11 protein-coding genes and 1 tRNA gene are annotated in these 12,976 nt (G+C 64.3%); 10 read left to right on the top strand and 2 right to left on the bottom strand.

What is annotated here, in order from left to right; translation table 11 throughout:
- Positions 1–68 precede the first annotated feature (68 nt).
- The 5 genes from ABD683_RS02750 (at position 69) to ABD683_RS02730 (ending at position 5,161) form a co-directional block, all read left to right on the top strand.
- Positions 69–482, top strand: a complete 414-nt coding sequence (locus ABD683_RS02750) for a molybdenum cofactor biosynthesis protein MoaE (protein ID WP_344767086.1) — start codon at positions 69–71, stop codon at positions 480–482.
- Between the two features lie 27 nt (positions 483–509).
- Complete coding sequence (locus ABD683_RS02745; protein ID WP_344767085.1) at positions 510–1,583, top strand: YlbL family protein; 1,074 nt, start codon at positions 510–512, stop codon at positions 1,581–1,583.
- The gene (locus ABD683_RS02740; RefSeq protein WP_344771560.1) at positions 1,583–2,086 is read left to right on the top strand and encodes a PPA1309 family protein; all 504 of its coding nucleotides are present in this window, start codon (positions 1,583–1,585) and stop codon (positions 2,084–2,086) included. Before ABD683_RS02745 ends, ABD683_RS02740 begins: the two co-directional genes overlap by 1 nt.
- A gap of 30 nt (positions 2,087–2,116) precedes the next feature.
- The gene (locus tag ABD683_RS02735; protein ID WP_344767084.1) at positions 2,117–5,017 is read left to right on the top strand and encodes a UPF0182 family membrane protein; all 2,901 of its coding nucleotides are present in this window, start codon (positions 2,117–2,119) and stop codon (positions 5,015–5,017) included.
- Positions 5,018–5,084: 67 nt separating this feature from the next.
- Positions 5,085–5,161 (top strand) — tRNA-Met (locus ABD683_RS02730).
- A gap of 355 nt (positions 5,162–5,516) precedes the next feature.
- Here ABD683_RS02730 and npdG read toward each other — a convergent pair.
- On the bottom strand, positions 5,517–6,179 hold the full coding sequence (npdG, locus tag ABD683_RS02725; RefSeq protein WP_344767083.1) for an NADPH-dependent F420 reductase: 663 nt from the start codon (positions 6,177–6,179) through the stop codon (positions 5,517–5,519).
- Between the two features lie 116 nt (positions 6,180–6,295).
- On the opposite strand from npdG, the gene ABD683_RS02720 reads away from it, so the two are divergent.
- The 3 genes from ABD683_RS02720 (at position 6,296) to ABD683_RS02710 (ending at position 8,448) form a co-directional block, all read left to right on the top strand.
- Complete coding sequence (locus tag ABD683_RS02720; protein WP_344767081.1) at positions 6,296–6,970, top strand: NAD(P)-dependent oxidoreductase; 675 nt, start codon at positions 6,296–6,298, stop codon at positions 6,968–6,970.
- 10 nt (positions 6,971–6,980) lie between these two features.
- Complete coding sequence (locus ABD683_RS02715) at positions 6,981–8,081, top strand: phosphotransferase family protein (RefSeq protein ID WP_344767079.1); 1,101 nt, start codon at positions 6,981–6,983, stop codon at positions 8,079–8,081.
- 94 nt (positions 8,082–8,175) lie between these two features.
- Complete coding sequence (locus ABD683_RS02710) at positions 8,176–8,448, top strand: cupin domain-containing protein (RefSeq protein WP_344767078.1); 273 nt, start codon at positions 8,176–8,178, stop codon at positions 8,446–8,448.
- A gap of 4 nt (positions 8,449–8,452) precedes the next feature.
- Here ABD683_RS02710 and ABD683_RS02705 read toward each other — a convergent pair whose 3' ends face one another.
- Positions 8,453–10,357 (bottom strand): CocE/NonD family hydrolase, encoded by a 1,905-nt coding sequence (locus ABD683_RS02705; protein ID WP_344767076.1) that lies wholly within the window; start codon positions 10,355–10,357, stop codon positions 8,453–8,455.
- On the opposite strand from ABD683_RS02705, the gene ABD683_RS02700 reads away from it, so the two are divergent.
- Both ABD683_RS02700 and ABD683_RS02695 read left to right on the top strand, forming a co-directional pair.
- On the top strand, positions 10,356–11,249 hold the full coding sequence (locus tag ABD683_RS02700) for an alpha/beta hydrolase fold domain-containing protein (protein WP_344767074.1): 894 nt from the start codon (positions 10,356–10,358) through the stop codon (positions 11,247–11,249). The genes ABD683_RS02705 and ABD683_RS02700 overlap by 2 nt on opposite strands.
- Before the next feature lie 111 nt (positions 11,250–11,360).
- Entirely contained in the window at positions 11,361–12,668 is a 1,308-nt protein-coding gene (locus ABD683_RS02695; protein ID WP_344767072.1) for an acyl-CoA dehydrogenase family protein, read from the top strand.
- The last annotated feature ends 308 nt before the right edge of the window (positions 12,669–12,976 follow it).

Below are 12,976 nucleotides of genomic sequence, written 5' to 3'. Positions count from 1 at the left end.
CCCTGGGCGAATGGCTTCGTGGCGCCGGTCAGCCGCCTCTTGCGGAGTCACTCGCCTAGGATGAATCGGTGACTGCCGTACGCCTGCTCGACATCCGCGATGCGGCGCTGAGCCTCGACGAGGTCTACTCGGCCGTGACCGATCCGGCGGCCGGAGGAATCTGCTTCTTCATCGGTACGGTGCGCGACCGCGACGAGGGTGCCGCCGTGACGGCACTGAGCTATTCGTCGCACCCGACGGCGCTCGACGGGCTCCGCACGGTCGCCGAGCGCATCGCGTCGCAGGCCGATGTCGTCGCCCTCGCTGCCGTTCACCGGGTCGGCGATCTCGCCATCGGTGACATCGCGGTGATCGTCGCGGCGTCGGCGGTCCACCGCGCCCAGGCGTTCGACGCCTGCCGCCGGCTGATCGACGAGCTCAAGACCGACGTCGCGGTCTGGAAGCACCAGACGTTCGAGTCCGGAGACTCCGCATGGGTGTGAGTTGCCGTTACTGACTAGGCTCGCGGTGTGTCCGACGCATCGCCAACGCTGAGTCGCCGCTATACGACGATGCTCGTTGCGGCGCTCTCGCTCATCGCCCTCACCTGCGTCGCGCTGCTCGTGCCCGTGCCGTACGTCATGATGCGGCCCGGTCCCGCCTACGACACCCTCGGCGACTTCGAGGGCAAGCCGATGTTCACGTTCGACAAGGGCGTCAAGGTCTACCCGACGGACGGCAATCTCGACTTCACGACGGTCTCGGTGACCCGTGCCGATCGCAACGTCTCGCTCGGTGACGCGATCAAGGCCTACTTCGGCTCCGACAACGCCGTGGTGCCGAAGTCGCTGATCTACCCCGATGCGGAGACCGCCGAGCAGTCGACGCAGCAGGGCGCGGCCCAGCTCGACAGCTCCAAGGATTCCTCACGAGTCGCCGCCTTGCGGGCCGCGGGGTTCACCGTGACCGGCACGCCCAAGATCGTCAATGTCGCCAAGGACGGCGCCGCTGCGGGCAAGCTCAAGTCAGGCGACCTGGTGACGGGCATCGACGGCACGAAGGTCGACTCGGCCGAGGCGCTCGTCAAGGCGGTCAGCACTCACCAGCCGGGTGACGTCGTGACGGTGTCGATCATCCGCAAGGGTGCCGCCCAGGACGTCGACATCACGACCAAGGCCGCGCCGGACAACGCCAAGGTGCCCCGCATCGGTGTGACGCTCGGGACCAAGTACACCTACCCGTTCACGATCAACAACAACGTGGGTCGTTCGATCGGCGGCCCCAGCGCCGGCACGATGTTCGCCCTGGCGATCTACGACAAGCTGACGCCCGGGTCACTGACCGGCGGCGAGAAGATCGCCGGCACAGGTGAGATGGCGCCCGACGGCACGGTAGGCGCGATCGGCGGGGTCCGGCAGAAGATGGCCGGTGCCGCGCACCACGACGCCAAGATCTTCCTCGTCCCTGCCGCCAACTGTGCCGAGGCCGCAGACGGCGACGACTTCGGACTGACCCTGGTCAAGATCACCAAGCTCGACGACGCGATCGACTCCCTTGAGGCGCTGGCCAAGGACCCCCAGGCGAAGGTGCCGACGTGCAGCTGATGCCGGACTCGCCGCTTCGCCGGGCAGCCCTCGAGATGGAGGCGTACGTCGGGGCCGACGGCTGGGACCAGGCGCCGCGGCTGTTTGCGCTGGTGCCGACGGCCGACCTCGTCTCGCAGCAGCCCGGCCTGGCCGAGGAGCTGGGCGACGACGCGGGTGAGCTGACCCTCATCGAGCAGGACGGCGTACCAGCCGATCGCCCCCTCGAGGACCTGCTCACCGAGATCGCCTGGCCCGACTCGGTTCTCGGGTGCGCGGCCGTGCTCGAGCGCATCATGCTTCCGCCGGAGGCCGAGGCGGGCCTGCCCGACGATCCCGACGAGATGATGATGGCGGCTGCCGCGCATCCCGATCGCCAGGAGGTACGCCTCGTCGCCGCCGTCACCCGTGACGGCGGAGCGCACAGTGCCGTACGAGCCCGTACGCCCGACGACGCCGAGCTCCTGGAGGGGCCCGACCTCGTACCCGGGCTTGTCGAGCAGCTCCGCCAGACGCTGGCATAGAGTCTTTCCCACCCCGACCGCAGGAGCGACGTGAGCGACATCTTCGGAACACCCCGACCCCGATCGGCGCCGCGACCGCCGGACGGCCGCCGCCGTGTGCTGGTGCCGACCCTGGTCACGTTGGCCGTGCTGCTGTTCCTAGGCTCGATCTTCACCAGCGTGTGGACCGACCGCCTGTGGTTCAAGTCCGTCGGCTACAGCGGCGTGTTCCAGAGCGTGCTGACGACCCGCATCCTGCTGTTCCTCGTGATGGGCCTGATCTTCGGCCTGTTCGTCGTCGCCAATCTCTACATCGCCTATCGCACCCGTCCCGACTCGGTGCCCGTACGCCGTGACGACCCCGCCTACCGCTACCGGCTCGCGCTGACGCCGATCCTGCGGCCCGTGCTGATCGTCGTCGGCATCATCCTGACGGCTTTCGCCGGTTCGGTCGCGGCGAGCCACTGGGACACCTACAAGATGTGGCGCAACAGCACGTCGTTCGGTGTCAAGGACCCGCAGTTCCACAAGGACGTCAGCTTCTACGTCTTCGACTACCCGTGGTTCCGGTTCGTCACGTCGTTCTCGTTCGCGATGATCGTCATCACGGTGCTTGCGGTCGTGTTCGTCAACTACGTCTACGGCGGCATCCGCATCTCGGGCCGTGGCCCCAAGCTGACCCGTGCGGCGCAGGTGCACCTCTCGGTGCTCGTCGGCCTGGGCGTGCTGCTGCGCGCCGTCTCCTACTACCTCGACCGGTTCGGACTCGCGATCGGCTCGGGCAAGCTGATCGACGGCATCACCTACACCGACGCCAATGCGCGCATCCCCAGCAAGAACATCCTGATCTACGTCGCGATCCTGTGCGCCATCTTGTTCTTCGCCTCGATCTTCGTTCGCTCCTGGGCGCTGCCGGCGATGAGCCTCGGCCTGCTCGGCATTGCGTCGATCCTGATCGGTGCGATCTGGCCGGCTGTCATGCAGGGATTCCAGGTCAACCCGTCGGAGCCCGACAAGGAGGGCAAGTACATCGCCCGCAACATCACGGCGACGAGAGAGGCGTACGACGTCGCAGATGTGGAGGTCGAGTCCTATTCGGCCAACACCACGCTCACGCCCGCACAGCTCGCCGCCTCGGCCGAGTCGCGCGTCAGCACCCGGCTCCTCGACCCGACGTTGATCTCGCCGGCGTTCGAGCAGCTGCAGCAGGTACGCGGCTACTACGCCGTCCCGACGACGCTCGACGTCGACCGCTACAAGCTCGGCGACGACGCGCAGCCGCAGGACATCATCATCGCGGCCCGCGAGCTCGACCTGTCGGGTCTGCAGAGCTCGCAGCGCAACTGGGCCAACGACCACACGGTCTACACGCACGGCTACGGCGTCATCGCGGCGCGAGGCAACCAGCGTGGCCCCAACGGCGAGCCGGTGTTCGTCGAGCGTGACATCCCGCCGGTCGGCGAGCTCAAGACCACGACGCCGCCGCGCATCTACTTCGGTGAGCAGTCGCCGACCTACTCGATCGTCGGTGGCCCCAAGGGCGCCAAGCCGATCGAGGTCGACATCCCGCGCGGTGGGGCCTCGGGTGGCGACGACAAGGCCAACGCGACCCAGAACACGTACGACGGCAAGGGTGGCGTGCCGATCGGCGGCATCTTCAACAAGGCGCTCTATGCGTTCAAGTTCGCCGAGCCCAAGATCGTGCTGTCGAGCCGGGTCAACTCCAACTCCAAGATCCTGTACGACCGCGAGCCCCGCAAGCGCGTCGAGAAGGTCGCGCCGTGGCTGACGGTCGACGGCGACTCCTATCCCGCAGTCGTCAACGGCCGGGTGGTCTGGATCGTCGACGGATACACGACCAGCAACTCCTACCCCAACTCCGAGCACCGCTCCCTCAAGGAGGCGACGGCCGACACCCTCACCGAGGGCGAGTCTCAGGCCGCGCTGCCGACCGACGAGGTCAACTACATGCGCAACTCGGTCAAGGCGGTCGTCGACGCGTACGACGGCACCGTCAAGCTCTACCAGTGGGACACCAAGGACCCGGTCCTCAAGACCTGGATGAAGGTCTTCCCGGACGTCGTGGAGCCCAAGACCGCGATCAGCCAGGACCTGCTGGAGCACCTGCGTTACCCGGTCGACCTGTTCAAGGTTCAGCGCGACGTGCTGCAGCGCTACCACGTGACCGAGGAGCAGACGTTCTACGAGGACGGTGAGCGTTGGAAGGTGCCCGAGGACCCGGCAGCCCCGGGCACCTCGACTGCCCTGCAGCCGCCCTACTACCTGTCGACCGCAGTGCCCGGTGAGGACACCCCGAAGTTCTCGGTCACGAGCGTCTACCTGCCCAACAGCCGGCAGAACCTCGCGGCGTTCGTGTCGGTCAACTCCGAGGCGACTGACACCGAGAACTTCGGCAAGATGAAGATCCTCCAGCTGCCGAGCGAGACGCAGATCCAGGGTCCGAGCCAGATCGCCAACGCGTTCCAGACCGACAAGGGTGTCTCGCAGGCGCTGCTGCAGTACCAGCAGTCCAAGACGGCATCGATCCTGTATGGCAACCTGCTCACGCTGCCGGTCGGCAATGGGCTGCTCTACGTGCAACCGGTCTACATCCGGCGCAGTGCAGTCGAGGGCTCCTACCCGGTCCTGCAGTTCGTCATCGCGTCATTCGGTGGCGACGTCGGCTTCGGTACGACGCTCGACGAGGCGCTGCGGGTCGCGCTCGGTCTCGAGGAGGGCTCGACGCCGGACGACACGGAGTCGCCGACCACCCCGACGACGCCCGGCACCGCGAAGTCGGCGTCGCAGTTGCTCGCGGACGCGTCGACGTACTACGAGCAGGCGCAGGACGCCCTCAAGAAGGGTGACCTCGCGACGTACCAGAAGCGGATCAACCAGATGGCCGACTCGTTGGAGGCTGCGAAGAAGGCGATCGACGCTCCGGCGAAGTAGGACTCGCGGTGTGCGGCGACCCCGGATTTGATCCGCGGGTCGCCGCCCCGTAAAGTAGCGAGAGCGACGCGGGGTGGAGCAGCTCGGTAGCTCGCTGGGCTCATAACCCAGAGGTCACAGGTTCAAATCCTGTCCCCGCTACCAAGGAAGGCCCGGACCAACAGGTCCGGGCCTTCGTCATGTCCGATTGGTGTGGGAGGCGTTGCCTTCGTGCGGGTTGACCTCAAGGCAGGTTTAGGTTGCATTGTGGTTGATGATCTTCACCGAGCCGGAGCGCGAGTATTTGAGCCAGCAATCATTGGCTCGCTTCGTGACTCTTGGACCGGACGGAGGCCCTCAAGCGCAGCCTGTCTCGCTCTGGTTTGACCAGTCGACTGAGGCGATACACACGCTTGACCGGAAGAAGCACGGTCCACCGCTCAGTCATCGTGCATCGACGCCATCGACCCGTGCCCATCTCCGTGCACGGAGCATGTGCAATCCATCATGTTGCGCACGGTCAGCTGGGCACGACGCCGGTGACGGCGACACCCGAGCGCGTCTTGTAGCGCTTGTTCACGCTGATCAACACCGCGGTCAGTGGCTCTAGCTGGCGCGCAAGGCGTAGTCCGCCCGCGTCGACGCCGGGTTTGCCAGTCACCGCGATTGCGAGCTGTGAAACGACATCCTTCGCCTCAGCGTCGTCGCTGCAGACCAACACGTCCTCGTGTTGCAACAGCTCGGGTGTGACCCAGAGGGACTGAGCAGCGACGTGATGGAACGCCCCGACGACTCGGGCAGTGGGAATCAGTCTCTGAGTCTCCTGCGCAGCGGACTCATCCAGAACGAGCCCGAACGGACCATCCTCGTCGAACCCCAACGGATTGACGCAGGAGATCACGACTTTGCCGGCAAGCTGTTCGCGCAGCAGGCTGACGAGTTCGGTGTGGCCCTTCCAAGGAACAGCTAGTACGACCAGTTCTGCAACAGCGGCTGCATCCGCGTTTTCAGTGCCATGAACGCGTTCACTGTCGAGCTTCGCATTGATCTCGTCTGCTGCCGCTCGGGCACGGGCCACATCTCGGGATCCAACCGTGACGTCGTGGCCAGCCAGTGCGAAACGGTATGCCAGCCCTCGCCCCTGCGGGCCGGTCCCGCCGATGACGGCGATGGTGTGGGTCATGAGCGAATTTCTCCTTGAAGGGCTGTTAGGCACTGGCCTACTTATGTATAGTCACTACCAAATGAGGCTGAATGTCAATATACCGCGGTAGCGGTGTGACGAATGGAGTGGTGAAGATGGGCAACATCGTCGTGTTCGGTGCTGGGGGGCGAGCGGGCAATCCTGTGGTCGCCGAGGCCGTCGATCGAGGACACACCGTCACAGCAGTTGTTCGCGACCCCTCACGCTTTCCGGATCTAGCCGGCCCTGGGGTCACGGTCGAGTCCGGCGACATTTCCGTGGCGACGGACGTTTCCCGCTTGGTCTATGGCCACGACGCCGTCGTACACGCAGTGACACCGCTCAAGGGTCCTGACCAGATCCATCTGCTGGATCCTCAGTTCTTTGTGACGACCGCCAACAACCTCATAGCTGCAATGACTGAGCACGATGTCCCTCGAGTGGTGCTCGTCGGTCACTTCTCGAACATCCTGACGGACGACGGCTCGCCGGTGGCTGACCACCCGGACAAGTTCCCAGACTTCCTTCGTGGGTTCTCCCAGTCGCACACAGCAGGACTTGAGGCCTTTCGCGCATCGCCGAAAGAGATCGACTGGGTCATGCTTGCTCCGCCGGGCGACCTGCAGGCCGAGCGCCCGCGTACAGGCAGATACCAGCTCGGGGGCGAGACCCTGGCGCCGCAGCACCAGGACGTGCCGGGCACTCTGTCGTACAAGGACCTCGCGGTCGCGATTGTGGACGAGATCGAGACACCCCGGAACCACCGTGCCCGACTCTCTGTGTTCGACTGACCACGACGGGATGAGCAGCCCAGAAGTCGTTGTGGGGGACGCCGCACAGCCAATAGACCATGAGCGCGTTTCGCGTTGGATTGAGATTACGGTCGGGCTCCAGCCGCCGTACAATTTCGAGATCGTTGCGAACGGTCGGTCGAATCTGACGTACGTCGTACGCGACTCCAACAGCGACGCATTCGTCCTTCGTCGGCCACCTCTGGGTCCCGTGCTGCCGACCGCGCACGACATGGGACGTGAATATCGGGTGATCTCAGCATTGTCGGGCACGCCGGTCCCGGTTCCGACGCCGATAGCCCTCTGCGATGACGTGCAGGTGACAGGAGCCCCGTTCTATTTGATGGGTCATGTCGAGGGTCACGTCATCAGAACCCTCGATGATGTCGACTCGGTACTCGACATGCCGGCCCGGACGGCGGTCTCGACTGCACTGGTCGAGGCGCTCGCCAGCATTCATTCGGTGGATCCCGAAGCCGTTGGGTTGGGCGACCTGGGCCGTCGGGACAACTACGTCGCCCGGCAGCTCAAGCGTTGGCTCGGCCAGCTCCACAAATCCACTGATTCGGATGACCGAGAAGTAGGTGATGACGTCGCTTACCTCGAGCGTGCGCACAGCTGGTTGGCTGCGGCAATTCCGGAGGAGGCATCGGCGACACTCGTGCACGGTGACTTCAGGCTCGGAAATTGCTTGATCAGCACCGACGGTGACATTCGCGCGGTCCTTGACTGGGAGACATGCACGCTGGGCCAGCCGCTCGCCGATCTCGCGATCCTCCTCGTTGGCTGGACGGAGGCTGACGATGACGACCTGCTCGGCCTTGCCGCAGACCGCATCACCCCCACCTCCGCAGAAGGATTTGCCGATCGGTCAGGCATCGTCGACCTCTATGAGAATGCGACCGGGCGCGACGTCTCAGATCTTCCGTTCTACTACGCGTTCGCCTGGTGGCGGATGGCGTGCGTGCTGCACGGCGTCGCTGCTCGCTATCACCAAGGAGCCGGGGGCGGCGAGACCGCGGGGCAGGAGACGATGCTCTTCAAGGCGCGTGGAGCGACCGAGACAGCCCGTCGGGCATTGATCGAGGCAGGGCTCAACCACGATGGCTGAACCGAACGCAATAACGGTGGTTGAGGTCGACTCGTCCGGAGAGGTTCGACGGTCCACTCCCACTTGGGCGGACCTGAAGGCAATAGGACCCGGCGTGAGCGTTGCTCAGCTCGTGGAGCCGAGCGATGGTGGTCCGATCTGGGCTGTTGTCAGGTACGACGCAGGCGTCCACGTGCCTTTCCATGCAGACGATCAGCTCGATCAGCTCATCGTCGTGCTGCGAGGGGCAGTCGCATTCCTCGGCAAGGACGACGAGATTGCCCTCAAGTCGGGAGACTTCCTCCGGGTGGCACCCAGAGTCGATCACGGCTGGCGCGTCGGGAGCGATCCTGTCGAGCTGGCGGTGTTCGCGTACGTGCCCAGATGACCAGCTAGCCGGGAATCACCGGCAGGTGAAGGGCCGAAGGCCGCTCCGCGTCGTGATACACGATCTGATGAGCGACCTCGGTTGACCCGTCGACAAGCAGGCTTCCTCCGGTGTTGGGGTTGGGGTCGAACAGGGGGAAGTTGCTCGAGCTGATCTGTAGTCGAATCCGATGTCCAGCCGCGAACACATAGCTGGTCGGCGTGATCTCGATCCTGATCTGTTGAACCGATCCGGGCTCGACGAGGCCAGGGTGGTCTGGACGGAATCGGAGTCTGGTGACGCCGTCGCAAATCCCGAGGGTTGATCCGTCCGGATCCACGTCCACGATCCGTGCTGTGAAATCGGTATCGACGCATGACGTCGCCGCCCACAGCTCGACATAGGGGTGTCCGGTCACCTCGAGGTCGAACTTCAAAGGTGCGGAGGTGTAGGTCAGCACGTCTCCTCGACTCTCGACCTCCGACTGATCGAAGAAGCCGGGCTGGCGACCGAACCCCATGTGAGTCCCCCCTTGGGACGGCACGGGGTCGCGAGGGTCGTACTCAAATGTGTCGCTGTGCTCCTCGGCTGGTTCGGTGGGAGAGAGCGCCCCGGACTCGGAGTTCGCGGCGGCTTCGCCATCGCTGCGCAGATGTAGCTTTGTCCAGATCTCGCGCGCAAGGGGCCATTCCTGCTCGTCACGCCACTCGTTTCGTCCCATGACGAAGATCGACACGGGTGCTCCAGTCGAACTGTGGCCAGTACCCCGGAGCTGGGCATCGATGAAGTCACCGAGCAGTCCATCGGCCGGGGTGACGATCGATCCGCCGAAGGCGTAGGGGTCGGCGTGCTTTGCCACCTCGAGCGGAACCTGACCGATCTGACCCGGCCCGGTGTGGCCAAACGGATGTATGACAAGTCGGTGCGAATGGTCCTCGGATCGGGCCGTAAGAGTGCGGTACTGCCGAAGAGTTCCTCGGATGAACACGTCGTTCCAGCCGCCGACGTGAATGGCTGGAATCGTGACTCTCTGCACCGTCCGAGTGTGGTCGCGGGTATCCCAGTAGCCGTCTGCGGGGTCTGGGTGTTTGATCCATTCCGCGACCCACGGGACGATGCGTGAAACCTCGGTGGCAATCTTGGCGAGCGGCAGTTTCCAGAGCTCCTCGAACGCGTCGTTGCGGGCGACAGTTGCAGCGCCAACGCCTTGCATGGCGGCGGGGAGGTCGTCCATGCGCTGCTCGCGCAGGATCTTCAGCAGCTCTGAGGTGGCGTCTGTCGCATCGGCGGCTGCCCGGGCCGCCGTCCGTATCTGAGGCACTGTGATGGTTGTCGAGGCGCGATCGGCCTCGGACTCAAGGACACAGCCGATGACCCACGCGATCAACATGTCGAGCTGAACCACCCCCGGTGAGTGGTATCCGTACCCATCGAAAACGCCGGCAACAATCGTTGGAGCAATGACTTCTAGGGCCGAATGGCCGGTTCCCGCCGCGAGCCATTGTGTGGCACCGAGGTAGGACGCACCGATCATCCCGACCCGTCCATTGGACCACTGCTGGGACGTGATCCAGTCCAGGGTGTCGGAAGCATCTGCGGCGTCGTGGTGGAACAGCTCGTGGCGTCCGGACGACCCCCCTAGTCCGCGCACGTCCTGGGAGACCACGACATAGGAATACTGATCGACAAGCGGCAGGTTCGGATGAATGAACTCGGAGTCACGTCCGTATCCGGTCCGCACGAGGATCGTCGGCCACGGACCTGCCCCCTCGGGAATGTAGACATCCGTCGCGAGCTTCGTGCCGTCCTTGGTGACGACGTACTCGGTCTCGCACTTCATCTCTTCCTCCTCATGGACTCGCGTGGGGGAGAGATTAGTGGTAGTAACTCTCAATAGCAATAGACTATGAAATGGCCGTAGGAGCGTCATGGCAAGCCAACAGATGCGAGAGCTCGTTGAACGCATGCGGACAGCAGTGCCCTTGCAGGAGTTCAGCGTGGAGGTCCACCGGGAGCGGGTGCTCCGCGGGGAGTCCCTCTCAGTTGCCGAAAGCGACGTCGAGGTCGAACCTCTAGACGCTGGCGGTGTGCCCGGCGAGTGGATTCGCGCGACCGGGGCGTCACGGGACCGGGTGCTGCTGATGGCCCACCACGGCGCATTCATCGCGGGAACGCCGGCAAGTTTGCGCGTCATCGGGCACCAGCTCTCGAACCTTGCCGACGTCAGTGTCCTTTCGCTCGACTACCGCCTCGCGCCCGAGCACCAGTTTCCGGCCGCAATTGATGACCTGGTGCGGGCATACACCTGGCTCGTGAATCAAGGCATCTCCCACGACCAAATTGCCGTCGGGGGAGCATCTGCTGGCGGCGGGGTTGCTGCAGGAGCACTTCTAGCGATACGTGACGCCGGGCTACCTCCGCCCGCGGCGTCGATCCTGCTTTGCCCGTTCGCCGACCTCACGCTCAGTAGCGATGCCGCCACCGCCGACGACTCTCCTGAGCCGATCGACTCGCGAGACATCGTGCAGCGTGCAGTGGCGTTGTACCTCGGAACTGGGGATCCGCTGCACCCTTGGGCCTCGCCTGCCAGGGCTGATCTGTCGGGATTACCTCCTCTGCACGTGGAGGCAGCATCCGCCGATCGACTTGTCGACGATGCGCAGCTCCTTGTCGAGCGGGCAACGGCCTGCGGCGTGGATGCGTCTTTACATGTTTCTGAAGGTGCCATTCACAACTTCGCGCAGTACGCTGCCGACCTGCCTGAGAGCGTCGGCGCGATTAGGCGCTTCGCCGCCCATCTGGATGAACACCTCGTGCGGTAGGGCGAACCCACTACCGGCAGGGGCATCCCCACTGCCTCGGCATGCGTGCGCTCGGTTGGCTTGAGTGTCACGGCTGTGTACTCAGTCGCCCGCCCTGAACCGGAGGTAGTTGTGAGCTGGGATTTTGAGACAGAGCCGGAGTTCCAGGCAAAGCTCGACTGGATCGACGCGTTCGTCCGGGACGAGATTGAACCCCTCGAGCTGTTGGGTGAGTTCCACCCAGCGGACAAGTCGAGCTCGGCGACAACGACCCTCATTCGCGGTCTGCAGGATCAGGTCAAGGCACAGGGCCTGTGGGCCTGCCATCTGGGTCCAGAGCTGGGTGGGCAGGGCTACGGTCAGGTCAAGCTCGCCCTGATGAATGAAATCGTCGGTCGCTCGCAGTGGGCGCCGTACGTGTTCGGCTCGCAAGCGCCAGACTCTGGCAACGCTGAGATTCTTGCGCATTTCGGTACGGACGAGCAGAAGGCGACCTATCTTCAACCGCTGCTCGACGGTGAGATCTCGTCGTGCTACTCCATGACGGAGCCCCAGGTCTCCGGATCCGACCCGACACTGCAGAAAACGACGGCGATACTCGACGGCGCTGAATGGGTCGTCAACGGTGAGAAATGGTTTCAGACCAATGCGCAGTACGCGGACTTCTTCATTGTCATGGCGGTGACTGAGCCGGACGTCGAAGATCCTTACAGGCGGATGTCGCTCGTCATCGTCCCCGCCGAGACTCCGGGCGTCGAGTTCGTCCGACACCTGGAGGTCGCAGGAGAGGGGTCTGCACGGACCAGCCACAGCTACCTGAAGTTCACCGACGTTCGAGTACCGGCGGCCAACCTGCTGGGGGAACGTGGCGGAGCATTCGCCATCGCCCAGACACGGCTCGGTGGGGGTCGGATCCACCACGCCATGCGAGCCATTGGTCGCGCACGACAGGCGTTCGACATGCTCTGCGAGCGAGCCGTGTCACGGGACGTTCGACAAGGCCGGTTGAGCGGGATGCAGATGACCCAGGAGAAGATTGCCGACAGCTGGATCGAGATCGAGCAGTTCCGACTGCTCGTGCTGCGTACCGCATGGCTGATCGATCGCCACCAGGACTACAAGATGGTTCGCAAGGACATCTCCGCCGTGAAGGTCGCTATGCCGGCTGTGCTGCACAATGTCGCCCAGCGTGCGATGCACCTCCACGGGGCGCTCGGCGTCTCGGACGAGCTCCCACTGGCTTCGATGGCACATATTGCAGAGGTCATGGGAATCGTGGATGGTCCGACCGAGGTGCACAAGATCCTGCTTGCTCGTGAGCTGCTGAAGAACTACACACCGGTCGAGGGTCCATGGCCAACCGCGCACATTCCGACTCGTCGGGAGGCCGCGCGCGAAAAGTATGCAGAACTGCTCGAGCACCAAGTCGCCAGTCAATGACCTCCCGACGCGTCAGGTTGTCCGTTGCGTTCGCACCGCCCGACAATTCTCACTCATTGGCCGGCACATGACCGTCGCAGCGGGCAGGCGTTACTTGCACCACGACTTAGACCGGATTCAGAACGAGCGGTGCGTCTACGGCAGTTGGTGAACCTGCGGCTCGCCCACTGTGAGTCTTGCCGCGGGTCAGATCGCCAGCGCTATGGCCATCACGTGACGCGAGAGTCGTTGTCCTCAAACTGACTCAGGATCGCGTCGCGCCACTCCTCGGGGGTGGGGAACTCGATTGCCTGCGGCTCGGCCGTTGC

The organism is Aeromicrobium panaciterrae (assembly GCF_039537165.1).
GTDB lineage: Bacteria > Actinomycetota > Actinomycetes > Propionibacteriales > Nocardioidaceae > Aeromicrobium > Aeromicrobium panaciterrae.
The sequence above is the reverse complement of the archived record's forward strand: the minus strand, read 5'-3'. Positions and strand labels throughout refer to the sequence as shown.